A 22,905-nucleotide genomic window follows, 5' to 3' on the forward strand; every position below is an offset into this window, starting at 1 on the left:
GTAGGCACGGTGGCCGGTATTCCCTGGCTCGCTCTCACCGACCGCCTGTAGGACACCGCGAGGAGACTCCCACCCCGACCGTTTTGCCAACCCCGTGAAGAAGGACAGGTAAACGGTCGGGGTGGGTTCAGCACCAATTGAGAGTGGGGACGCATGGCCGAGAAGAAGCCGAAGAGCGGCGTACGGAACGAAACCGCAGTCGACCGCAAGGATAGTGCGAACACAGCCAAACAGCAGCAGCAGAAACGGGACCTCGTAGCGAAGATGAAGGCCAAGACCAAGCGGAAGTAGCACCCTCCCCTGCCGGGCGCCTTCTCGGAACGGCCCCCGACTCGCTGACTCGCTTTCCTCGAAAGCGGCACCGGTCGGGGGCCTCAACTATGCCCATGGCAACGCGCGCCCAAGAGCGGCCCTCAACCGACTACTTGACCTACACCAGTGGGCCTGTACCCTCCGGGCAACAAGTGGCGGAAGCTCGAACCCAACCTGAGGGCCGCCGCCGACGGCGGTCACCGCGTCCTGCTGACCTTCGGCGGCGCCTACTCCAACCATCTGCGCGCCACCGCCGCCGCGGGCCGGCTGCTCGGCTTCGCGACGGTCGGCGTCGTACGGGGCGACGAGCTGGCCGCCCGCCCGCTGAACACGTCACTCGCCCGGTGCGTGGCGGACGGCATGCGGCTGCGCTTCGTGGACCGGGCGACCTACCGCCGTAAGGCCGAGCCCTCCGTACTGAGGGCGATCCTGACCGCCGCCGCCGACGCGCTCCCGGTGCCCGGCGAGCGGGTCTACGTCGTCCCCGAGGGCGGCAGCAACTCCCTTGCCGCGCAAGGCTGTACGGCCCTCGGGCGGGAGCTGCGCGGCGCGGCCGACGTGGTGGGGGTCGCCTGCGGCACCGGCGGCACCCTCGCGGGCCTGGCCGCCGGTCTCGCCCCCGGGCAGCGCGCCGTCGGCTTCCCCGTACTGAGGGGCGGCTTCCTGGCCGGTGAGGTCCGCGCCCTTCAACTGGCGGCCTTCGGCGGCCCCCGGGGTGAGTGGCGGCTGGACGAGCGCTTCCACGGCGGCGGCTACGCCCGTACGACGCCCGCCCTGGACGCCTTCGCCGCCGACTTCGAGGACCGGCACGGGCTCCCGGTCGAGCGCCACTACGTGGCCAAGATGCTGCACGGGCTGACCACCCTCGCCGAGGAGGGCGCCTTCCCGCCCGGCAGCACCGTCGTCGCGGTCGTCACCGGCGGTCAGTCGGCCTCCGCCCGGTAGGCCACGGCCTCCTCCAGGTCCAGCCGGCGCAGCAGCGTGCGCAGCATCTCGTCGTCGATCCGCCGCTCGTCGCGCAGCGTCACGAACACGTCCCGTTCGGCCCCGATCATCTCCCTGGACAGCCGCTGATAGGTGCGGTCGGCGGACTCGCCGGTGAGCTCGTTGACCGCGCCGAGCCGCTCCCACACCGAGTTCCGCCGCCGCTCCAGCACGTCCCGGAGCCGGTCCGCCAGCGGGTCGGCCAGCGCGTTGTGCTCGTCGGCGAGCAGTTCGTCCAGCCGCCGCTCCGCCGCCACCGACGCCTGGTTCTGCGCCTGCGCCTCGGCCAGCGTCTCGGCGTACCGGTCGCGCCCCGGCACCTTCAGCACCCTGATCAGCGCGGGCAGCGTGAGGCCCTGGACGACCAGGGTGCCGATGACGGTCGTGAACGTCAGGAAGAGGACCAGGTTGCGGGCCGGGAAGGCGTCGCCGGCGTGTGTGGCCAGTGGGATGGAGAAGGCGATGGCCAGGGAGACCACGCCGCGCATGCCGGCCCAGCCGACGATCAGCGGCGCCTTCCAGGTCGTGTCCGGTTCCCGCTCCCTGATCCGTTTCGACAGCAGGCGCGGCAGGAAGGTGGCCGGAAAGACCCAGAGGTAGCGCACCACGACGACGGTGACGAACACCCCGACGGCGTAACCGGCGACCTGCATTCCCCCGTAGGAGCCGAGCCCCTTCAGTACATAGGGCAACTGGAGCCCGATCAGCGCGAAGACGACGGACTCCAGGACGAAGGAGACCATCTTCCACACGGCGTGCTCCTGGAGCCGGGTCGCGAAGTCGACCTGCCAGGACCGGTGTCCGAGGTAGAGCGCGACCACGACGACGGCCAGCACGCCCGACGCGCCCACCTGTTCGGCCGCCGCGTAGGCGACGAAGGGGATGAGCAGCGAGAGGGTGTTCTGGAGCAGCGCCTCGCGCAGATGCGTACGGAGCCAGTGGATCGGCACCATCAGTACGAGGCCGACACCGACGCCTCCCAAGGAGGCCAGCGCGAACTCGCCGATCCCGCCGGCCCAGCTCGCGCCTTCGCCGACGGCCGCCGCGAGCGCCACCTTGAACGCGGTGATCGCGGTCGCGTCGTTGACCAGCGACTCACCCTGGAGGATGGTCGTGATCCGGCTCGGCAGCCCCAGTTTGCGGGCGATCGCGGTGGCGGCCACCGCGTCCGGCGGCGCGATGACGGCGCCGAGCACCAGGGCGGCGGTCAGCGGCAGGTCGGGGATGAACAGATACGCGAGGTAGCCGACGGCGAGCGTCGCGAACAGCACGTATCCCACGGAGAGCAGCCCGACGGCCCGCAGGTTGGCCCGCAGGTCCAGATATGAGCTGTCCACGGCCGCCGTGTGCAGGAGCGGCGGCAGCAGCAGCGGCAGGACGATGTGCGGGTCGAGTACGTAGCTGGGCACGCCCGGTACGTAGGCGGCGACGAGTCCCGCCGTGACCAGGAGCAGCGGGGCCGGCACGGGTGTCCTTCGCGCCGCCGCCGCGATCACCGCGCTTCCCGCCACCAGGGCGATCAGCTGCAACGGGTCCATCCCACCGTCCTTCGTGTTCTGTCCTCGATCGCGGCCCACGAGCCGGGCGGCCCGGCCGAGGTCCCCGGCCCCGGCACCGGCGTCGTAATCTGGCCATCATGAGTGAGTACCGGCACGTTGCCGACCTCCCACGCCCCGGACACCCGCCGCCGGGCAACGCGCCGCGCGCCCGGTGAGACGTGGCGTCGGCGCTCTGTCGACGGTTCGATCGTGTGAGCCCTGGGTACGTCAACCATCCGCCGGTTCTTCGCAATTGGTTGCCGCACACCTCTAGCCACTGTCCGTGCCCGTATGCCTACTATGAGTAACTGACGGCTCGGTGCCGGCCCGGGGGTCCCTGCGACACGGGACCATGGATCGCGATAGCGTCGCCAGTCCAGACCGGCTGCGTGCCGACTACGTACCGCGAGGCTTCGGGGGTTTCCCTTCCCGGAGCCCTGAGAAGCTTGTGCCACCTTGGAGGTGAGGGTGTCCCAGATCGCAGGCGAGCCCGGGACCCAGGACTTCGTGGAAGTCCGGCTGCCCGCTGCGGGTGCCTACCTGTCCGTGCTGCGTACGGCTACGGCCGGCTTGGCAGCACGCTTGGACTTCACCCTCGACGAGATCGAGGACCTGCGCATCGCGGTCGACGAGGCCTGCGCGATCCTGCTCCAACAGGCCGTACCGGGCTCCGTCCTCAGCTGTGTGTTCCGGCTCATCGACGACTCTCTCGAAGTGACCGTCTCGGCGCCGACCACGGACGGGCGCGCGCCGGAGCGTGACACGTTCGCGTGGACCGTGCTCTCGGCGCTCGCGGGCAAGGTCGACGCGACGGTCGCCGACGACCGTACGGTCGCCATCAGCCTGTACAAACAGCGCGGCGCGGGACCCGGGCCGGCGTGAGGAACGGGGACGGTCCGGTGCGTGACGAGGAGCGGGTCCCGCAGGATCCGCGTGACGGGCATGAGGTTCCGGCGGATCCGGCGCTCGCGCCGTCGGGCATTCCGGAGCAGCAGGCCCGGCCCCATCCGGTGGACGGGCCTGACGGCCAGACGGCCGGGGCGGAGCAGGAGCGGGCAGAGCGGGCGGCCACGATGAGCGAGCACAGGCAACACGATCCACATGACCGCAGCGGGGCGCGGGCGATGTTCATCGAGCTGCGCAAGCTGCCCGAGGACTCTCCCGAACGGGCGCTGCTGCGCAATCAGCTGGTGCGGATGCATCTGCCGCTCGTGGAGCATCTGGCCCGCCGGTTCCGCAATCGCGGTGAGCCGCTGGACGATCTGACGCAGGTCGCGACGATCGGCCTGATCAAGTCGGTGGACCGGTTCGATCCGGAGCGGGGGGTGGAGTTCTCGACGTACGCCACGCCCACGGTCGTCGGCGAGATCAAGCGGCACTTCCGTGACAAGGGCTGGGCGGTGCGGGTGCCGCGCCGGCTTCAGGAGCTGCGGCTGTCGCTGACGACGGCGACGGCCGAACTCTCGCAGCAGCACGGCCGTTCACCAACCGTGCACGAACTGGCGGAGCGCCTGGGCATCTCCGAGGAGGAGGTCCTCGAAGGGCTGGAGTCGGCCAACGCGTACAGCACGCTGTCGCTGGACGTCCCGGACACGGACGACGAGTCCCCGGCGGTGGCGGACACGCTCGGCTCGGAGGACGAGGCGCTGGAGAGCGTCGAGTACCGCGAGTCGCTGAAGCCTCTGTTGGAGGATCTGCCGCCGAGGGAGAAGCGGATTCTGCTGCTGCGTTTCTTCGGGAACATGACGCAGTCGCAGATCGCGCAGGAGGTCGGCATCTCCCAGATGCATGTCTCACGGCTGCTGGCCCGGACGCTGGCGCAGTTGCGCGAGAAGCTGCTCGTGGAGGAGTGAGTGCGTCCTCAATCGCCGGACGGGCCTGAACCGCCCGGCGGTTGAGGCCACACGCCCTGGCGCTGTGGCCCGGGAGTTTCGACGGCCGTCCGGTGGCCGGTCCGTCCTCAATCGCCGGACGGGCTTGAGACGCGCTACGCGCGGTCCGGTCCCCGGATGCCGAGGGCTTCGGTGGTCGTCGGGTTGATCAGCAGGACCAGCGCCGTCACGGCGACCACCGCGAGCGCGATACCGGCCGGAATCAGCGCGCCGCTGGAGTTCAGCAGCGTCCAGGCGACCGGCAGCGCCATGATCTGGGTGACGAGCGCGGGGCCGCGGCTCCAGCTGCGGCGCAGCAGCAGCCCGCGGGCGGCGAGCAGCGGGATGGCGCCGAGGGCGATGAGGGTGAGGCCGCCCATCTCGGCCTGCTGGGGGCTGTCGGGCCGCCCGAGGAGGCCCATCACGAGCAGGTACACGCCGCCGGCGGCGAGGGCGAGGGCTTCGAGTCCCGCGCATGCCGCGGCCGCGGTCAGTCGGCCGGGTCGGGGGCTCGGGTCGGGGGTGTTGCGCTCACTGCTGCTCACCCCAGCAGGGTAGCGGCCGGCTCGCGGTGACCGCCCGGCCCCCGGAGGGGCGCGGCTCCCGCCCGGGGACGGGGCAGGTGTCCGTGGCCGGTAATCTCCTCCGTATGCGCGCACTCCTTGTGGTCAATCCGGCAGCAACCACCACCAGTGCCCGCACCCGCGACGTACTCATCCACGCGCTCGCCAGCGAGATGAAGCTGGAGGCGGTGACGACCGAGTACCGGGGGCACGCCCGCGATCTGGGGCGGCGTGCGGCCGACTCCGACGACATCGAGCTGGTGGTCGCCCTCGGCGGCGACGGCACCGTCAACGAGGTCGTCAACGGCCTTCTGCACGGCGGTCCCGATCCCGACCGCCTGCCGCGACTGGCCGTTGTGCCGGGCGGTTCGACGAATGTCTTCGCCCGCGCGCTGGGGCTGCCCAATGACGCCGTGGAAGCGACCGGCGCCATTTTGGACGCACTGAGCAACCAGAGCGAACGTACGGTCGGTCTGGGACTGGCGGCCGGCACTCCGGGGACGGACGACGAATCGGTTCCGTCGCGCTGGTTCACTTTCTGCGCGGGATTGGGATTCGACGCTGGAGTGGTCGGCCGGGTCGAACAGGAGCGGCAGCGCGGTAAGCGTTCGACGCACGCGCTCTATGTGCGCCAGGTGGTACGGCAGTTCCTCGACGAGCCTCATCGCAGGCGCGGCATGATCACCCTCGACCGCCCCGGCGAGAAGCCGGTCACGGACCTCGTGCTGTCCATAGTCTGCAACACCGCCCCCTATTCCTACCTGGGCAATCGTCCGCTCTACGCGTCGCCGGGCGCCTCGTTCGACACCGCTCTGGACGTACTCGGACTCAGCAGACTGTCGACCCCCGCGGTGGCTCGTTATGCGACGCAGTTGCTCAATTCGACCCCCGATCGGGGACCGCACGGCAGGCATGCGGTTTCCCTTCATGACCTGACCGACTTCACCTTGCATTCGAAGGTCCCACTGCCCTTCCAGATGGATGGCGACCACCTGGGACTGCGAACGAGCGTGACGTTCACAGGCGTACGCCGTGCACTGCGTGTGATTGTGTGAGTGGAAGCGGGGAAAGTCCTTTCACTCGAACGTTTAGGCTGGCATCCACCCCATGGAAGTACGGCTGTGACCGAGTCGACACCGAGGAATCAAAAAAAACTTTCCTGAAGGGGTTGTATCCGCAGCCGAGGTTTGCGAATCTCTACATGGCGCTCGGGACGGCCCGCAACACCGGCCTCCACTGAGCACCAGAACCCCCTCCTCAAACCAGGACCACCCCAGCCCGTCTGGGAGTCGGCCCTTCCCTTGCGGGGGGATTCGTGAAAGCGTTCACATTCACAAGCAATCCGCATGTAACACCAAGAGAGGTAGCAGCCATGGACTGGCGTCACAACGCCGTTTGCCGCGAGGAAGACCCCGAGCTCTTCTTCCCCATCGGCAACACCGGTCCTGCGCTGCTGCAGATCGAGGAAGCCAAGGCCGTCTGCCGTCGCTGCCCCGTCATGGAGCAGTGCCTGCAGTGGGCGCTCGAGTCCGGCCAGGACTCGGGTGTCTGGGGTGGCCTCAGCGAGGACGAGCGCCGCGCGATGAAGCGCCGTGCCGCTCGCAACCGGGCGCGTAACGCGACCGCCTGAGCCCCCGCACCGACCTTGAGCGAGGCGGCGCGTACAGCGTGTACGCATAACCCCGCCCCCGAACCGCAGCGCGCAGTACCCCCCGATGCGCAACGTCACAGAGCTTGAGGCCGAGCCCCGGACCGTCACCACGGTCCGGGGCTCGTCGCTGTGGTGGCCGCGGTCACCCGTACGGCCGTCGGCACCGTGAGGGTGTTGTGAAGAACCGCCGGGCCAACCAGAACCAGGGTGAGGCGTCGGTCACTTGTGCGGTTCGACCGGGATGTCGAGGATCACCCGCGTGCCCTTCTCCTGACCGGGAAGCATGTCGAAACCGCCGCCCAACTCCCCTTCCACCAGCGTCCGTACGATCTGAAGACCCAGATTGCCGGCCCGTCGCGGGTCGAAGCCCTCGGGCAGTCCGCGCCCGTCGTCCTGGACGGTGATCAGCAGCCGGGCGTCCGAACGGCCGCCGCCGGCCGGGCGCTTGGGTGCGGAGCCGCCGCTGCGGACCGCGTGCACCTCGACCGTGCCGCGCTCCCCCGTCGCGAACGCGTGCTCCAGCGCGTTCTGCAGGATCTCGGTGAGGACCATCGAGAGCGGGGTGGCCACCTCCGCGTCCAGAATCCCGAACCGGCCCGTCCGGCGGACCGTCTTTCCGGGTGAGATCTCCGACACCATCGCCAGGACCCGGTCCGCGATCTCGTCGAACTCGACGCGTTCGTCCAGATTCTGGGAAAGCGTCTCATGGACGATGGCGATGGAACCGACCCTGCGCACGGCCTCGTTGAGCGCCTCGCGGCCCTGCTCCGAGTCCATCCGGCGCGCCTGGAGCCGGAGCAGCGCGGCGACCGTCTGGAGGTTGTTCTTCACCCGGTGGTGGATCTCCCGGATCGTGGCGTCCTTCGTTATCAACTCCCGCTCACGCCGCCGCAGTTCGGTGACGTCCCTCAGCAGGATCAGCGAGCCGATCCGGATGCCCTTCGGCTTGAGCGGGATGGCGCGCAGCTGGATCACGCCGCCGCTGCTCTCGATCTCGGTCTCGCGCGGGGCGTATCCGCTGGCCAGTTTGACCATGGCCTCGTCCACCGGGCCGCGGGCCGGGGCCAGTTCGTCGGTGGTCTGGCCGAGATGGTGTCCCACCAGGTCGGACGCGAGTCCCAGCCGGTGATACGCGGACAGGGCGTTGGGGCTCGCGTACTGGACGACGCCGTCGACGTCGAGCCGGATCAGACCGTCGCCGACGCGCGGCGACGCGTCCATGTCGACCTGCTGGCCGGGGAAGGGAAACGATCCGGCGGCGATCATCTGCGCGAGGTCGGAGGCGGACTGGAGGTAGGTGAGCTCCAGCCGGCTGGGGGTGCGGACGGTGAGCAGGTTGGTGTTGCGCGCGATCACGCCGAGTACGCGGCCCTCGCGGCGTACGGGGATGGACTCGACCCGCACCGGGACCTCCTCGCGCCACTCCGGGTCCCCCTCCCGCACGATGCGGCCCTCGTCCAGGGCGGCGTCCAGGAGCGGTCTGCGGCCGCGGGGGACGAGATGGCCGACCATGTCGTCCTGGTAGGAGGTGGGACCCGTGTTGGGGCGCATCTGGGCCACGGAGACGTAGCGGGCTCCGTCGCGGGTGGGGACCCACAGGACGAGGTCCGCGAAGGACAGGTCGGAGAGCAGTTGCCACTCCGAGACCAGCAGGTGGAGCCATTCGAGGTCCGACTCGGTCAGGGCGGTGTGCTGGCGTACGAGGTCGTTCATGGAGGGCACAGGTGCGAGCGTACCCGCGACGTGAACCGGGACGGGTCCGCCCCGCGTGGTCATGAACGGGGCCGGAAAATGCCCTCTCCGATCCATGGACAGATGAGAATGGTCTAGTCCACAATGCTTGGGTAAAGCTTCCGTTCTCCCCGCACAGGAGAGCGGAACGAGGTAACCGGCGCTCTCTGCCCTGACTGCGTCGATACCTCTTTCACGGCCCTCGTGGCCGTAGCAGCTCCGGGCTGCGGTGCCGGACGGGCTGAGGGTCCCGTCCTGGCGCCGCGGCCCGTGGGTGTCTCGGGGGGCGATCGACGGTAGGCGGGCGGGGCACGGCGGGGGCCGGGGCCGGGCGGCTCAGTGGGTCTCGGTGACCTTGGCCAGCGCGCGTGGCGCGTCCGGGTCCTGGCCGCGGGCCAGGGCGATCTCGTACGCCAGCCGCTGGAGCGGCAGGATCTCCAGGACCGGCTGGACCTCCTCGGCGACGCCCTCCGTAGGAAGGGCGAATCCGGCCGACGCGGCGGCGGCCTCGGACGCCGGTCCGATCACGCACAGGTCCGCGCCCCGGCCGCGCAGCCGTTCCAGGACCGGCTGGAGCGCTTCACCGCCCCTGCCGTCCGTGACGACGGCGATCACCGGCGAGATGTTGTCGACCATCGCGAGCGGGCCGTGCAGCAGATCCGCCCCGGAGTAGGCGAGCGCGGGGATGTAGCTCGTCTCCATGAGCTTGAGCGCCGCCTCCTTGGCCGTCGGGTAGCCGTAGCCGCGCGAGGTGAGGACCATCCGCTCCGCGAAGCGGTAGCGGGAGGCCAGCGTGCGCAGCTCGTCCCCGCGCTCCAGGATGGCCGCGGCGAGGTCCGGCAGGACGTTCGCCGCGGCCCCGTCACCGCCGCCCAGGCCCTCGACGAGGAGATAGAGGGCGAGCAGGGAGGCCGTGTACGTCTTCGTCGCCGGGAGGGCCTTCTCCCGGCCCGCGAGGATGTCGATGTGGAACTCGGACACGGCGGCCAGCGCCGAGTCCGGGTTGTTGGTCACGGCGAGCGTGATCGCGCCCGCCGCGCGGGCGGCCCGGGTGGACGCGAGCAGGTCGGGCGAGCCTCCGGACTGGCTGACCGTGATCACCAGCACGTCGCGCAGGTCGGGGCGCGCGCCGAAGGCCGTCGTGGTGGACATGGAGGACAGCCCGCAGGGCATGCCGCGGCGGATCTCCAGCAGGTACTTGGCGTAGAGCGCGGCATGGTCGGAGGTGCCGCGGGCGGTGAGCAGTACGAAGCGCGGACCCCGCGCGGCGATCTCGGCGGCCACCGTACGGATGCGCGGCGCGCCCTCCGTAAGGATGCGGCGCAGGATCGCCGGCTGCTCCGCCGTCTCGGTGGCCATCAGCCGGCCCGGCGGCTCGGTGTGCGCGAGCCGTACGGCCTCTTCGGAAGGGTTCGTGGCGGACATACCGGGTGCCTCCGCATGGCTGAAGGATGACCGGGGGCGCCCACAGGACCGGCCCGCACAAGTCGACCACGGGTACCGGTGTCCCGCCAGTGGACGGGCCGGGCCCGGCCCGCATCCACGCCGCACGCTCTGCTAGATTGGTCTATACCACAAGATCCAGCGAACCCTTCACCAGATCGGCAGGCGCAGCGTGGAAGTTGTCATCGTCCAGGACGCCGCGGCGGGCGGCGAACTCATAGCGCGGACCATCGCGGATCTGCTGCGCCGCAAGCGCGACGCCCTGCTCGGGGTGGCCACGGGGTCGACCCCGCTGCCCGTCTACCAGGCGCTGACCGCCAAGGTCCGGGCCGGCGAGGTGGACGCGTCGGGCGCCCGCATCGCGCAGTTGGACGAGTACGTCGGACTGCCGGCCGGGCACCCGGAGTCGTACCGCTCGGTGGTCCTGCGTGAGGTCGTCGAGCCGCTCGGGCTCACCGAGGGCGCGTTCATCGGGCCGGACGGCGCCGCCGAGGACGTACAGGCGGCGTGCGAGGCGTACGACCGGGCGCTCGCCGAGGCCGGCGGGGTGGATCTCCAGCTGCTCGGCATCGGCACGGACGGGCACATCGGCTTCAACGAGCCGTGCTCGTCACTGGCCTCGCGCACCCGTATCAAGACGCTCACCCGGCAGACCAGGGCGGACAACGCCCGGTTCTTCGACAGCCCGGACGAGGTGCCGCACCACGTCATCACCCAGGGCATCGGCACGATCCTGGAGGCCCAGCACCTGGTGCTGCTGGCCACCGGCGAGGGCAAGGCCGAGGCCGTGGCGCAGACGGTGGAGGGGCCGGTGGCCGCCGTCGTACCCGCGTCGGCGCTGCAACTGCACCCGCACGCCACGGTGGTGGTCGACGAGGCCGCCGCGTCCAAGCTGAAGCTCGCGGACTACTTCCGCGCCACGTACGCCGCCAAGCCGGACTGGCAGGGCATCTGAGGATCCCGGGCGGCCCCTCGGGCGGCCGAAAGGCAAAAAGGGCCTGTCCGGCGGATCCTCGTGGGTCCGCCGGACAGGCCCCGCGCGTCGTGGTCAGGCCTTCCGGCCCGTCAGGACTTCCGCCGCCGCCCGCCCGCAGACCCGGGCGGCGCCGTGCGTGGCGAGGTGTGGACTGCCCTTCGGCTCGGCGTGGTTGATGCCCATCTCCACGACGGCCGTGTCCGGGCGGGCCGCCAGAATGCCGTCCAGGACGGCCGCCATCCAGGGATACCGGTGCGCGTCCCGTACGACGGCGACGATCCTGCGCCCGCCCGCGGCGGCGAGCACCTCGTCCACGCCGTTTTCGCTGCCGTAGGTGCCACTGCGGGTGCCGGGCAGCAGCGCGGTCAGCTCGTCGGCGACGCCCCAGGGGGTCTCGTCGCCGACGGCGATGTTCGCGGCCGCCGCGAAGGACGCGACGTACGGCGCCTCCTCAAGAGGCCGCACCGGACCCGTCACCCGCAGCGCGCGCCGCGCGGCGACCAGGCCGATGTCGGACGCGACCGAACCGCTGTCCGGCGCCTGCTTGCCGGTGCCGGGCGCGGTCCCCTCCTGTGCTGCCGCGCCCGGCCCCGAAGCCCCCCGCACCCTGAGCGTCCAGTCGGCGAGGGCGCGTACGCGCGCCGCCGCGTCGGCCAGCCGCTCCTCGGGCAGTTCACCGTCCTTCACCGCCGCGACCAGCGCGTCGCGCAGCCGCAGGACGGTCGCCTCGTCGGCCAGGCCGCCGCCGACGCAGATCGCGTCGACGCCCGCGGCGATCGCGAGGACGGAGCCGCGCTCGATGCCGTACGTCGACGCGATGGCCTGCATCTCGATGCCGTCGGTGACGATCAGACCGTCGAAGCCCAGCTCCTTACGGAGCAGACCGGTGAGGATCCGCGGGCTGAGCGTGGCCGGGTGGTCCGGGTCGAGCGCGGAAATCAGGATATGCGCGCTCATCACCGACTTGACACCCGCGGCGATCGCCGCACGGAAGGGTGCCAGCTCACGGGCGTGCAGTGTGTCGAAGTCCACGTCGATGCGGGGCACCGCGTGGTGCGAGTCGACCGCGGTGTCACCGTGTCCGGGGAAGTGCTTGGCGCAGGCGGCCACCCCGGCGGACTGAAGACCTTCTATGTAGGCGACCGTGTGCCGGGACACGAGCTCCGGGTCGGCGCCGAAGGACCGGACGCCGATGACCGGGTTGTCGACGTGGGAGTTGACGTCGGCGGACGGCGCCCAGTTGTGGTTGACGCCGCACGCGGCGAGCCGGCTGCCCAGCTCGCGTGCGACGGCCCTGGTGAGGTCCACGTCGTCCACGGAGCCGAGCGCGTAGTTGCCGGGGAACGACGAGCCGGTCCGTACCTCGAAGCGGGTGACGTCGCCGCTCTCCTCGTCGATCGCGACGAGCAGGTCGTCCCGTTCGGCCCGCAGCCGGGCGGTGAGCGCGGTGAGTTGCGCCGCGGAGTGGACGTTACGGCCGAAGATGCCGACGGAGGCAAGGCCCTCGCCGACCCGGCGCAGCACCCAGTCGGGCACGGTGGTGCCCTCGAAGCCGGGCTGGAGCACCGTGAGGGCGTCACGGGTGAGCGTGTCGGGGCTGTGCGTGAAAGTGGTCATGAGCCGCTATCCCTTTACGGCGCCGGCCGTCAGGCCCGCCGCCATCTTGCGCTGGACGAGCAGGAAGAGCACCACGATCGGGACGGCCATCATGGTGGCGCCGGCCATCATCGGGGCGTACTCCGTGCCGTGCTTGGTGGAGAAGTTGGCGAGCCAGACGGTGGCCGTCTGGTTCTGCTGGCTCATCAGCATCAGGGCGTAGAGGTACTCGTTCCACGCCTGGATGAAGCCGTAGACCGACGTGGCGACCAGGCCCGGGGCCAGCAGCGGGAAGACGACACGGACGAAGGCGCCGGTGCGGGTGCAGCCGTCGACCATCGCCGCCTCCTCCAGCTCCTTGGGGATGTTGACGATGAAGCCGCGGAGGGTCCACACCGTGAACGGGAGGATGAAGGTGAGGTAGGTGATGATCAGGCCGGTGAGCCGGTCGTACTGCCCGAGGTCGTTGAGCAGCAGGAAGACCGGGATGATCATCGCGACCAGGGGCACCATCTGGACGGCGAGGATGCCGACGATGACGATCTTGCGGCCACGGAAGGCGAACCGGGAGATGGCGAGCGCCGCGAGCAGGCCGACGATGATGCCGATGACGACCACGACGCCGGAGACCAGCAGGCTGCGCCCGACGGGTCCCCAGAAGTCGGCGATGTCGAAGGCGCGCCGGAAGTTCTCCAGGGTGAACACCCGGGGGAAGAAGTGCGGTTCGGGGTCGATCGCGTCCTTGGCGGGCTTGAACGCCGTGTTCAGCATCCAGTAGACGGGGAAGCCGGCGACGGCGAAGACCAGCAGGCCGAGGATGTTCCAGCCGAACTTGCCCTTGCGCCAGCCGCGGTTCTTCGGCTCGCGCTTGAGCGGACGGCCGCCGCCCTTGAGCGGGCCGGGGTTCGCGGGCGGAGCCGCGGTGGTCGAGGTCACTCCACCTCTCCGATCTTGAGCATCTGGCGCATGTAGACCGCGACCACACCGAACAGCAGGAGCACGGTGACCAGGGCGATCGCCGAGCCGCCGGAGTAGTCGTTCACGACGAACGCCTTCTGGTACGAGTACGTCGTCAAGATCTGGAACTCGGCTTCCGGGTTGCCGTTGCGCATCACGAAGACCTGCGGGAAGACACCCATGTCCCAGATCAGCGAGAGCGTCGTCAGCATGACGATGATGGGCTTGAGGATCGGAAGCGTGACGGAGCGGAAGAGGTTCCACCCGTTGGCGCCGTCGAGCCGGGCGGCCTCCTCAAGTTCCTTGGGCACCTGGGTGAGTCCGGCGCTCAGGGTGATCACGACGAAGGGGACGGCGCCCCAGACCACGAGCAGCATCATCACGGCGAGGCCCTGGGGGCCGCTGGCGAACCAGTTGTGGCCGACCATGTCGACGCCGGGCAGCCGGCTCAGTATCCAGTTGAGGACGCCGTAGTCGGTGTCGAAGATCCACTTGAAGATGGCGGTGGCGACGATGATGGGCATGCCCCAACTGGCCACCAGCGCGATGCTGATGAGGATCTTCACCGCTTTGGAGACGCGCTGCATCAGCAGGGCGATCAGCATGCCGAGCACCATGGTGAGGATGACGGAGCCGCCCGCGAAGACGATCGTACGGACGACGACGGTCCAGAAGGTGCTGTCGCCGAGGATCGCCGCGAAGTTCTCGAAGCCCACCCACGTGGCGTCCTGGAAGCCCCACAGTTCGGACTTGCCGAACGACTGGAACGAGAGCATGACCAGCCGCACCAGCGGATAGCCCATGACCAGGACGATGATCAGCAGGCAGGGCGCGAGCAGTACCCAGGGAACGGACGCTCTTTCCTTGCTGTGCTTGGTGATGCGCGCGCCAGGAGGCCCGGCCCCCTTCTGCGATGACGGCGACGGCCGAACGGGCGGCGTCTTGGCGGTGGTTGTATCTGCGGCACTCATCGCGCGCTCCTCGGGAACCTCTCCTGCCTACGGGGGGCAGGACCGGCCCCCGCCGGTTCTCGGCGGGGAGCCGGCCCTGCCACAAGGTCACTTGGTGTTGATGACCTTGTCGATGGCGGCGTCGGCGGTCTTCGCCGCTTCTTCGACCGTCTTCTTGCCGGTACCGATCTCGGTGAGCATGGTCTTGAGGACCAGGCCCTTCTCGACCTGACCCCAGCCGGGAGCGGTCGGGACGAACCAGCTCGACGCGGCGGCGGTCGCGGGAACGGCCGTCTTCGGGTCGTCCTGGAGCGGTGCCAGGTCCTTCTTGTTGTTCGGCAGGTTGCCCTTGGCGATCAGGCCCTGCTGGCCCTTGGCGCCGGTGAAGGCGTTGATCCACTCGCCGGCGACGTCCTTGGCGTCGGACTTGACCGGCACGGCCAGGTCGGAGCCGCCGAGGAAGACGGGCAGGTTCTTGCCGGACGGGCCGGGCATCACGAAGTTCTCAAGCTTCTCGCCGAGCTTGCCGACCTTGTCGTTCTTCGGGTCAGCGGCGGTGCCGCCTTCCCATGCCGCCGCGAAGATGGTGGCGGACTTGCCCTGGCCGAAGACGACGGGACGGTCGGACTCGTCCTTGGTCTTGTCGGCCTTCATGTAGTTGTCGAGGATCTTCTTGAACTCGTTCAGACCCTTGAGCGACTCGGGGGAGGACAGGTTGCCCTTCCACTGGTCGCCGTCCTGCTTGGCGATCGAGCCGCCGGCGTCGTAGACGAACGACATCGCGGCGTACCAGTCGGGAGACGGCTGGTACCAGGCACTGAACTTGTCGCCCTCCTTCTTCTGGATCTTGTCCAGGGCGGCGGTGAGTTCGGCGTACGTCTTGGGCGCGGCCTTGACACCCGCCTTGTCGGCGATGTCCTTGCGCCAGGTGCCGACACGGCCACCGGCGTAGTACGGGACGCCGTACGTCTTGCCCTCGTAGGTGACGGACTGCTTGAGAGCGTCGAGCCAGCCGTCCGAGTTGTCGAACTTGGACGGGTCCAGCTCGGAGAAGGCTCCGGTCGACATGTAGCCGATCATCTCGGAGTTGCCCATCTCCACGACGTCCGGTGCCTTGTCTGTGGCGAGTACGGCGTCGAGCTTGGCGTTCTTGTCCGGCCATCCGTAATATTCGTGTTTGATCTTGATGTCCGGGTACTTCTTCACAATGGCGTCGTCAGCCGCCTTGACCAGGTCCGGCCAGTTGTTCTGGGCGTCGACCGTGAGCCAGACGGTCAGTTCCTTGGCACCGCCCGCGTCGTCACCACCCGAACTGTCCGAATCGCCACACGCTGCCAGGCCGACCATCATGCTCGCGACGCCGATCGCCGCGATGAGCTTGCGCTTCACGCCACCCTCCTCAGGGATTCCTGCAACCCCCTCCCCACCGCGAAGACTTACGACGAGTACCACCGGGGCTGGGAACTGGTCTTTAATGGTTTAGACCAGTACGGGGAGCTTGGCCTAGACCTTTAGGGGTGTCAAGGGTGTATAAGAGGGCTGTCGTGTCCGTTATCGGACCGACACCTGGATCGGGGAGACGACCCGCGACCGGACCGTGCCACCATGTGAGCCGCAACAGACGGAGGAGCCGGTGACGGCAGCAGCGCAGGAGTCGGGAAGGCAGACCATGGCCACGGACGGGGGCGGCACCGAGACCGAGAGCGGGGCGGCGACCCGTACCGCCCGCGTGCCCAAGTACTACCGGCTGAAGCGGCACTTGCTCGACATGACGGAGACGCTGCCGCCGGGCACGCCCGTACCGCCGGAGCGCACCCTGGCGGCGGAGTTCGACACCTCGCGCACCACGGTGCGCCAGGCGCTCCAGGAGCTGGTCGTCGAGGGCCGGCTGGAGCGGATCCAGGGCAAGGGCACCTTCGTGGCCAAGCCCAAGGTGTCGCAGGCGCTCCAACTCACCTCGTACACCGAGGACATGCGCGCGCAGGGCCTGGAGCCGACCTCGCAACTGCTGGACATCGGCTATGTCACGGCCGACGACACACTCGCCGGGCTGCTCGACATCACCGCCGGCGGGCGCGTGCTGCGCATCGAGCGGCTGCGGCTGGCGAGCGGCGAGCCGATGGCCATCGAGACCACACACCTTTCGGCCAAACGTTTCCCCGCGCTGCGCCGGTCGCTCGTCAAGTACACGTCCCTCTACACGGCGTTGGCCGAGGTGTACGGCGTGCACCTGGCCCAGGCCGAGGAGACGATCGAGACGTCGCTGGCGACACCGCGCGAGGCGGGGCTGCTCGGTACGGACGTGGGCCTGCCCATGCTGATGCTCTCGCGGCACTCGATCGACACGGCCGGGGAGCCGGTGGAGTGGGTGCGGTCGGTGTACCGGGGCGACCGGTACAAGTTCGTGGCCAATCTCAAGCGGCCGCTCGACTAACCGGTGCGGTGACCGCAAAGGGTCCACCGGTTCCGGCCGGTGGGCCGGTTCGTCCTCAAGCGCCGGACGGGCCGGATTGGTTGCGGCCAACGCGGACGCGGAGCGGGTGACCACCACTTCGACGGGGGTTCCATGACCGGAGGGCCGGCCGTACCGGCGCCACCACGAATACCGGGGCTCTTCTCGGCCCCGTACCGCGCGTGCACACTCGCCGTCGGCGCCACCTTCGTCCTGATCGCCTTCGCCGGGCTGGCCCTGAGCACCGCGATGCCCGTCGCCGTCCAGGATCTGGACGGACTGCCCCTGTACGCCCTCGCGTTCGGCGGCTTCCTGGCGACGAGCGTGGTCGGCACCGCCCTGGCGGGCGGCTGGGCCGACCGGCGCGGGCCCGCGCCCGCCCTGTACGCGGGGCTGGCGTGTTTCGCCGTCGGTTCGGTCCTGGCCGGGGTCGCCGGCTCCATCCTGCCCTTCCTGGCGGGGCGTCTGGTCCAGGGTCTCGGCGCGGGCGCCGTGACCGTGGCGCTGTACGTGGTCGTCGGCCACGGCTACCCCACGGAGCTGCGGCCCCGGATGTTCTCCCTGGTCACGGCCTGCTGGATCGTGCCGTCGATGCTGGGGCCCGCCGTGGCCGGCCATATCGCTCAGACGTACTCCTGGCGCTGGGTCTTCCACGGCCTCGCCCTGCTCACCCTGGTCTCCCTCGCGGTGCTGGCCCGCCCACTGGCGGCGCTGCCGGGCGCGGGCACGGACGGCGGGACCGATTCCGGGACGGAGGCGGAGGCGAACGCGAAGGCGAACGCGGAGGCGAAGGAGCAGCCCGCCGGGGCGGCCCGCGTCCTGCCCGCCGTGTCGGTGGCGCTGGGTGCGGGGCTCCTCCAGTACGCGGGCGGCGCCGGCACCTCGCTGCTGCGGGTGCCCGCGGCGCTGGCCGGGCTCTGTCTGATCGCCCTCGGGCTGCGGCGCCTGCTGCCGCCGGGCACCCTGACCGCCCGGCGCGGCATCCCCTCGCTCGTCCTGCTGCGCGGGCTGTCCGCCGCGGCGTACTTCACCGTCGAGTCGTACCTCCCGCTGATGCTCGTCAACGAGCGCCGGTGGTCCCCCACCGCCGCCGCGCTGTCGCTCACCGGCGCGGCGCTCACCTGGGCCCTGGCGTCCTGGCTCCAGGGCCGGCCGACGCTGCGGTGGAGCCGTGAACGCCTCGTGTTCACCGGGGCGTTGATCCATCTCGCCGGGGCCGCGGTGACCCTGTCCGGCGTACTCACCGCACTGCCCGCCGCCACCGCGGGCGCCGGTCTGGTCGTCTCCGCCTTCGGGATGGGACTACTGCTGCCCGGCGTCGGCATACTCACCCTCGAACACTCCGAGCGCGGCCGGCAGGGGGTCAACTCGGCGGCGCTGCAACTGGCGGACAGTCTGTGCAGCGTGCTGCTCATCGGTCTGTGCGGGGCGCTGTTCTCGCTCGCGCACACCCGGGCCGGGCAGGACGCCTTCGCCTTCTCGGCCGTCTTCCTGACGGCGGTGTGCGTGACCGCCGTCGCCTGTCCACTCGCCCGCAGAATCGGGCTTCCGCGAACGAAGGAGACGCTTCATGCGCCGCTATGAGCTGGTCGGCCGGCGGGACATCAGGCTGGTCACCGACGCGCCCGTGCCGGTGCCGGGGCCGCTGGAGGTGCTGATCCGGGTGCGGGCGTGCACCGTCTGCAACCGCAGCGACCTCGCGTACTTCCACTACTACGGCCTGCGCGACCACTGCGCCACGGGCTGTTTCGGCCACGAGATCGCGGGCGAGGTCGAGGCGGTGGGACCCGGCGTGAGCCGGGTGGTACCGGGGCAGCGCGTATTCGTCCGTACGCCTCTGACCACGGGTTACGCGGAGTTCGCCCTGGCCCGCGAGATAGCCGTGGCCCCGCTGCCCGACGACATTCCCTTCGAGCAGGGCGCGATCCTCCAGCTCCTGCCGCTGGCCGTGCACGCCACGCGGGGGGTCCGGCTCGGCGACCGGGTGGTGATCGTGGGGCAGGGGCCGGTCGGGCAGATGGCGCTGCGGATGGCGGCGCTGCGCGGCGCCGCGGAGATCGTGGCGGTCGATCTCGACGGGTGGCGGCTGGAACGGTCCACCGCGGCGGGGGCGGACACGGTGCGCCGGATCGACGGGAGCGCCGCCGAACTCGTCGCTCTGGGCCGGGACTTCGACGTGGCCGTCGACGCGGTCGGCACGCCGACCACGCTCAACGGCTGCGTGGGGCTGGTCCGGCAGAACGGACTGGTCGTCATGCTCGGCACCCACCACGTGGACACCCACGTGACCGTCGACCTGGTCACGTGGGAGCGGAAGGGGCTGCGCGTCCACAGCTCGGCGGAACCGGTGGACACCGCACGCGCGCAGGCCCGCGCCGTGGCCGAACGCCTGGTCGGGGCGCGCCCGGAGCGCCTGCGGCTGCCCGAACTGCTCACCCACACCTATCCGCTGGCGGAGCTGCCGAAGGCGATGGAACAGCTCTCCGCGAGCCGTTCCCTCTACCCGGACGCGGAGCGGGCGCCGTACGACGGACCGCCGAGCGAGACGCTGAAGGTGGCGATCGTCCCTTGACGCGGAGCCGGCCATGAGGTGGGCCGTCGCCGGGTACGGGGACATCGTGACGCGCCGGGTGCTGCCGGCCCTGCGGGAGCTGGGCGAGGAGCCCGTCGCGCTGTGGGGCCGGGACGCCGCCCGCGCGGCGCTCGTCGCCGGGCGCCACGGCGTCCCGTCGTCGGGCGACGACCCGCGCGTGCTGTTCGAGGGGACCGACGCGGTGTACGTCGCGACGCCGGTCGTCCGCCATCTGCCTTTCCTGGCGGGGGCGTTGGCGGCCGGCTGCCATGTCCTGGTGGAGAAGCCACTGGCGGGTGCGCTTCCGTACGGACCGGGGCCGGGGCCGGAGTCACAGCCGGGGCCGGAGTCACAGCCGGGGCTGGGGCTGGGGCCGGGGCTGGGGCCGGAGCCCGTGCCCGCGGGGCTGTGTGCCGGGGTCGCCTACTACCGGCGGCTCGCGCCCGCCGTGCGGCTGCTGCGCCGGGAGCTGTCCGGGTTCCAAGGCGCCGTACGGGCGCGGGTGATGTTCCGGTGCGCGTTCGCGCCGGAACCCGGTCATCCGATGCGCTGGCGTACGGACCCGGCGGTGTCGGGCGGCGGCGTGCTCGCGGACGCCGGGTGTCACCGGCTCGACCTGCTGCTGACGCTGTTCGGCCGCCCGGCCGAGGTGCGTGCCCGGCTCGGCGGCCGGTTCCCGCTCGGCGCCGAGCGCCGCGCCGAACTCGACCTGCGCTGGGAGTCGGGCACGCACGCGCACTGCGTGTTCGAGTGGGGCGACGCGGCGCCGGCCGACCGCTTCACCGTCACCGCCGGCCGCCGGACCCTGGCCCTGGACCCACTCGACACGGGGCGGTTGCGCGTGACCTCCCCCACGGACACGTGGACGCGCACGCTGCCACCCCCGGCCAACCCCCATCTGCCGCTGATCGCCGACTTCACGCGCGCCGCCACGGCGGGCCTGGCCCCGGTCTGCCCGGTGGCCGAGGCCCGCGCCGTGGACGAGGTCATCGTGGCCGCGCAGCTCTCGGACGCGGCCGGCGGCCGACCCGTCAGACCGTGACCGGAGCGAACGGGTCCGCACTGCCGTAGCCCATCCCCCGGTGCCAGCTCAGCGGCTCGATGTGCGCGTTGAACGGCACCCCGTCCTCGCGGGTCATCTCCGGCCTGGGGTGGTTGAGATGGAGCAGTTGATCGTCGTACCGCACCAGCGGCGCGGCCTCGGCGAGGCGGGCCACCACGTCGTCGTCCTCGCCGCCCCACCCCTCGAACCGCTCGTCGAAGCCGCCGACGGCGTGGAAGACCTCGCCGCGCAGCCAGAGGCAGCCGCCCGGGGGCTCGCGCAGCAGCAGACCGCGCAGTGTCGAGTCCGGTACATCGGCCGCGCCGCCCAGGGTGCGGTGCTCGATCGCGTACCGGGTGGACTCCTCGTCCAGCGAGAGCGACCAGCGGAACGGCAGGTGCGTGCCGTGGTCCCCCGCGTCCAGCCGGGCGGTGTTACGGGTGAGGAAGTGCCGGTCGACCAGGATGTCGGCGTCCAGCACGCAGACGTACGGGGTGTCCCGCGCGGCGTCGACGACACCGACGTTGACCGCCCACGCCTTGTTGAAGAGACCGGTCTTGGGGGCGAACACGTAGCGGTCGACCAGTGGTTCGAGCAGTTTCCTGGAGCGCGGCTCCACGTCCGACTCGACCACGGTCACGCGGACGGCCGGGCCGCCGTCCGCCTGGTCGGCGAGGGCGCGCAGGCAGGCCAGCAGGTTCCGGGTGCGCAGGCCGCCACCCTCGCCGTCGCCGTTGTTGTCACCGTCGCCGTCGCCGTCGCCGTCGCCGTCGCTGTCGCTGTCGCGGAAGGGGATGACGACGCGGACCGCCGGCCCGCCCGCCGTGTCCCGCTCCCCCGCCCCGTCCGGCACCCTCGGCTCCGGCACCACGCGGCGGTCGCCACTGCCGGTGCCGAGGTGGTAGTCGATCCAGATGTGCCGGTCCGCCTCGCCGACGGTGTCCGCCAACCGCCGTGCGTCCTGCGGGTGTCGCGCCAGCAGCGCGGCCAGGCTCTCGCGCAGCGCGTGCTGCGGCCCGGTGGACGTGGGGGCGGCGAGTACGGCGCGGTAGTCGCGCTCCGCGCCGGGCGCCTTCGCCGCGAAGGCGCCCAGGGCCGCGTCCACGGCCCGGTAGTGGTCCTCGCTCTTCTCCCAGTAGTCCGCCGCGATGAACGGCACCGCCGGGTCGTGGGCGAGCACCGCGTACGCGGCGAGCCGTTGGGCCAGCGGGACATGCTCGGCGGCCGACGGTGCGGGGGCGGACGGTGCGGGGGCGGACGGTGCGGGGGCGGGGGTCTCGTGCACAGGCGTACTCCGTATCGGGATCGGGCGGGGGTCAGGCACCGTCGTCGGCGGCCCAGGGCCGCAGCCAGCGCGGGTCCGGCGTGTCGTCGGCGCGGACGAATCGGACGTCGGCCGACAGCCGCATGGTGTCGGTCGTCGTGTCCAGGGACGCGTGGATGATCCGGGGCAGGTGCACCATGACATCACCGGCCGCGAAGTCGGCCCACAGCCATCGGCGGCCCAGGATACGGGCCGTCAGTTCCAGATCGTGGCTGATGGGGCGCCGGTCGCCGGGGCGGTCGGCGCTATCGCGCAGCGGCTCGTACGCCTCGGGGCCCAGCCGGTGGGAGCCCTCCAGATACACCAGCCCGCCGGTCTCGCGCGGACAGTCGCCCACCGGAATCCACTGGGTGACCACGCGGGGCGAGCCCTCGTCCATGTAGTCGAGATCGATGTGCGCGCGGGAGGCGAGACCGGAGTCGCGGTGGAAGTGCCGCAGAATCCGCCGGGGCAGCATCGTGACCGGGGCGTCGAGCAGCGTCGCCGCGAGTCCGGCGAGCTTGGGGGTGGCCAGGAACCGGGCGAAGGCCGTGCCGCGTACGAAGCTGTGGGCGGGGTGTCCGGCCACGCCGTATCCGGGCAGTCCGGCCGGCGCCTCGCCGGAGAAGATCCCGTCCTCGGGGCCGGTGCCCGCGGCCAGATAGCCGGGCGGGAACCGCGCGAAGTAGGCGCCTCTGAGCCGCAACACGTCCTGGCGGCCGAGGAGTCCGGGGAGGTAGAGGTATCCGTCCTCGTGCAGGCGCTCGCGCAGCGCCGCCGGGTCGGACACCAGGTCCGCGCTGGGGCGCAGCGGGGCGAACAGCTCGGAGGAGAAGGTGATGGGCACGGCGTTCGACGACAGCTTCACGGGAAATCCTCGGGTGCCGGTTCGGTGGGAAAGGGAATCGAGGAGCAGTGGAGCAGTGGAGCAGTGGAGCGGCAGAGCGGTGGCGGGACGACGGCC

The 22,905-nt window shown here is 70.9% G+C and carries 21 protein-coding genes; 11 read left to right on the forward strand and 10 right to left on the reverse strand.

The features are described from left to right. Nucleotides 1–153 precede the first annotated feature (153 nt). A complete protein-coding gene (locus tag OG700_RS11600; RefSeq protein ID WP_405612496.1) occupies nt 154–291 on the forward strand; it encodes a hypothetical protein in 138 nt (45 codons plus the stop codon). A 147-nt stretch (nt 292–438) separates the two neighbouring features. Further along, nucleotides 439–1,257 carry a 1-aminocyclopropane-1-carboxylate deaminase/D-cysteine desulfhydrase gene (locus OG700_RS11605; RefSeq protein ID WP_405612498.1) on the forward strand — a complete coding sequence of 273 codons (819 nt, stop codon included), beginning with the start codon at nt 439–441 and terminating at the stop codon, nt 1,255–1,257. On the opposite strand, the gene OG700_RS11610 is transcribed toward OG700_RS11605, so the two are convergent. Then, complete coding sequence (locus OG700_RS11610) at nt 1,236–2,834, reverse strand: Na+/H+ antiporter (RefSeq protein ID WP_405612500.1); 1,599 nt, start codon at nt 2,832–2,834, stop codon at nt 1,236–1,238. The two genes, OG700_RS11605 and OG700_RS11610, sit on opposite strands and share 22 nt — an antisense overlap. Nucleotides 2,835–3,302: 468 nt before the next feature. Here OG700_RS11610 and OG700_RS11615 point away from each other — a divergent pair, with 468 nt between their 5' ends. Together OG700_RS11615 and OG700_RS11620 are read left to right on the forward strand one after the other, a co-directional pair. Then, entirely contained in the window at nt 3,303–3,716 is a 414-nt protein-coding gene (locus tag OG700_RS11615) for an anti-sigma regulatory factor (protein WP_023538758.1), read from the forward strand. Beyond that, complete coding sequence (locus OG700_RS11620; RefSeq protein WP_405612502.1) at nt 3,713–4,687, forward strand: RNA polymerase sigma factor SigF; 975 nt, start codon at nt 3,713–3,715, stop codon at nt 4,685–4,687. The genes OG700_RS11615 and OG700_RS11620 overlap by 4 nt, the downstream gene beginning before the upstream one ends. Before the next feature lie 134 nt (nt 4,688–4,821). Here OG700_RS11620 and OG700_RS11625 read toward each other — a convergent pair whose 3' ends face one another. Continuing rightward, nucleotides 4,822–5,250 carry a hypothetical protein gene (locus OG700_RS11625; protein ID WP_405612504.1) on the reverse strand — a complete coding sequence of 143 codons (429 nt, stop codon included), beginning with the start codon at nt 5,248–5,250 and terminating at the stop codon, nt 4,822–4,824. Between the two features lie 104 nt (nt 5,251–5,354). On the opposite strand from OG700_RS11625, the gene OG700_RS11630 reads away from it, so the two are divergent. Both OG700_RS11630 and OG700_RS11635 read left to right on the forward strand, forming a co-directional pair. Then, nucleotides 5,355–6,323, forward strand: coding sequence for a diacylglycerol/lipid kinase family protein (locus tag OG700_RS11630; protein WP_405612506.1), 969 nt, complete (start codon nt 5,355–5,357; stop codon nt 6,321–6,323). Between the two features lie 317 nt (nt 6,324–6,640). After that, nucleotides 6,641–6,898: a WhiB family transcriptional regulator gene (locus tag OG700_RS11635; RefSeq protein WP_004937597.1), complete on the forward strand. Its 258-nt coding sequence runs from the start codon at nt 6,641–6,643 to the stop codon at nt 6,896–6,898. Nucleotides 6,899–7,138: 240 nt separating this feature from the next. Here the strand turns inward: OG700_RS11635 and OG700_RS11640 are convergent, their stop codons facing one another. Continuing rightward, on the reverse strand, nt 7,139–8,632 hold the full coding sequence (locus OG700_RS11640) for a histidine kinase N-terminal domain-containing protein (RefSeq protein WP_405621608.1): 1,494 nt from the start codon (nt 8,630–8,632) through the stop codon (nt 7,139–7,141). Nucleotides 8,633–8,986: 354 nt separating this feature from the next. Continuing rightward, nucleotides 8,987–10,075: an SIS domain-containing protein gene (locus OG700_RS11645; protein ID WP_405612508.1), complete on the reverse strand. Its 1,089-nt coding sequence runs from the start codon at nt 10,073–10,075 to the stop codon at nt 8,987–8,989. A 190-nt stretch (nt 10,076–10,265) separates the two neighbouring features. On the opposite strand from OG700_RS11645, the gene nagB reads away from it, so the two are divergent. Continuing rightward, nucleotides 10,266–11,048 carry a glucosamine-6-phosphate deaminase gene (nagB, locus tag OG700_RS11650; protein WP_405612510.1) on the forward strand — a complete coding sequence of 261 codons (783 nt, stop codon included), beginning with the start codon at nt 10,266–10,268 and terminating at the stop codon, nt 11,046–11,048. A 93-nt stretch (nt 11,049–11,141) separates the two neighbouring features. On the opposite strand, the gene OG700_RS11655 is transcribed toward nagB, so the two are convergent. The 4 genes from OG700_RS11655 to OG700_RS11670 all read right to left on the reverse strand — a co-directional run bounded on the left by OG700_RS11655 (nt 11,142) and on the right by OG700_RS11670 (nt 15,961). Beyond that, nucleotides 11,142–12,686, reverse strand: coding sequence for a glycoside hydrolase family 3 protein (locus OG700_RS11655; RefSeq protein WP_405612512.1), 1,545 nt, complete (start codon nt 12,684–12,686; stop codon nt 11,142–11,144). A 6-nt stretch (nt 12,687–12,692) separates the two neighbouring features. Continuing rightward, entirely contained in the window at nt 12,693–13,484 is a 792-nt protein-coding gene (locus OG700_RS11660) for a carbohydrate ABC transporter permease (protein WP_405621611.1), read from the reverse strand. Nucleotides 13,485–13,597: 113 nt separating this feature from the next. Next, nucleotides 13,598–14,593 (reverse strand): carbohydrate ABC transporter permease, encoded by a 996-nt coding sequence (locus OG700_RS11665; protein ID WP_405612514.1) that lies wholly within the window; start codon nt 14,591–14,593, stop codon nt 13,598–13,600. Nucleotides 14,594–14,680: 87 nt separating this feature from the next. Then, on the reverse strand, nt 14,681–15,961 hold the full coding sequence (locus tag OG700_RS11670) for an extracellular solute-binding protein (protein WP_405612516.1): 1,281 nt from the start codon (nt 15,959–15,961) through the stop codon (nt 14,681–14,683). Between the two features lie 280 nt (nt 15,962–16,241). Between OG700_RS11670 and OG700_RS11675 the strand changes: the two genes are divergently transcribed. The 4 genes from OG700_RS11675 (at nt 16,242) to OG700_RS11690 (ending at nt 20,638) form a co-directional block, all read left to right on the forward strand. After that, entirely contained in the window at nt 16,242–17,006 is a 765-nt protein-coding gene (locus tag OG700_RS11675; RefSeq protein WP_405621613.1) for a GntR family transcriptional regulator, read from the forward strand. 132 nt (nt 17,007–17,138) lie between these two features. After that, complete coding sequence (locus tag OG700_RS11680; RefSeq protein ID WP_405612518.1) at nt 17,139–18,608, forward strand: MFS transporter; 1,470 nt, start codon at nt 17,139–17,141, stop codon at nt 18,606–18,608. After that, on the forward strand, nt 18,595–19,596 hold the full coding sequence (locus OG700_RS11685; RefSeq protein ID WP_405612520.1) for a zinc-binding dehydrogenase: 1,002 nt from the start codon (nt 18,595–18,597) through the stop codon (nt 19,594–19,596). The genes OG700_RS11680 and OG700_RS11685 overlap by 14 nt, the downstream gene beginning before the upstream one ends. Before the next feature lie 13 nt (nt 19,597–19,609). Continuing rightward, nucleotides 19,610–20,638: a Gfo/Idh/MocA family protein gene (locus OG700_RS11690; protein WP_405612522.1), complete on the forward strand. Its 1,029-nt coding sequence runs from the start codon at nt 19,610–19,612 to the stop codon at nt 20,636–20,638. On the opposite strand, the gene OG700_RS11695 is transcribed toward OG700_RS11690, so the two are convergent. Further along, nucleotides 20,628–21,923 (reverse strand): galactosyltransferase-related protein, encoded by a 1,296-nt coding sequence (locus OG700_RS11695; RefSeq protein WP_405612524.1) that lies wholly within the window; start codon nt 21,921–21,923, stop codon nt 20,628–20,630. The genes OG700_RS11690 and OG700_RS11695 overlap by 11 nt on opposite strands. A 31-nt stretch (nt 21,924–21,954) precedes the next feature. After that, a complete protein-coding gene (locus OG700_RS11700) occupies nt 21,955–22,809 on the reverse strand; it encodes a phytanoyl-CoA dioxygenase family protein (protein WP_405612526.1) in 855 nt (284 codons plus the stop codon). Between the last annotated feature and the right edge of the window lie 96 nt (nt 22,810–22,905).

Origin of the sequence: Streptomyces sp. NBC_01508 (assembly GCF_045040315.1) — a bacterium.
Classification (GTDB): Bacteria; Actinomycetota; Actinomycetes; order Streptomycetales; family Streptomycetaceae; genus Streptomyces.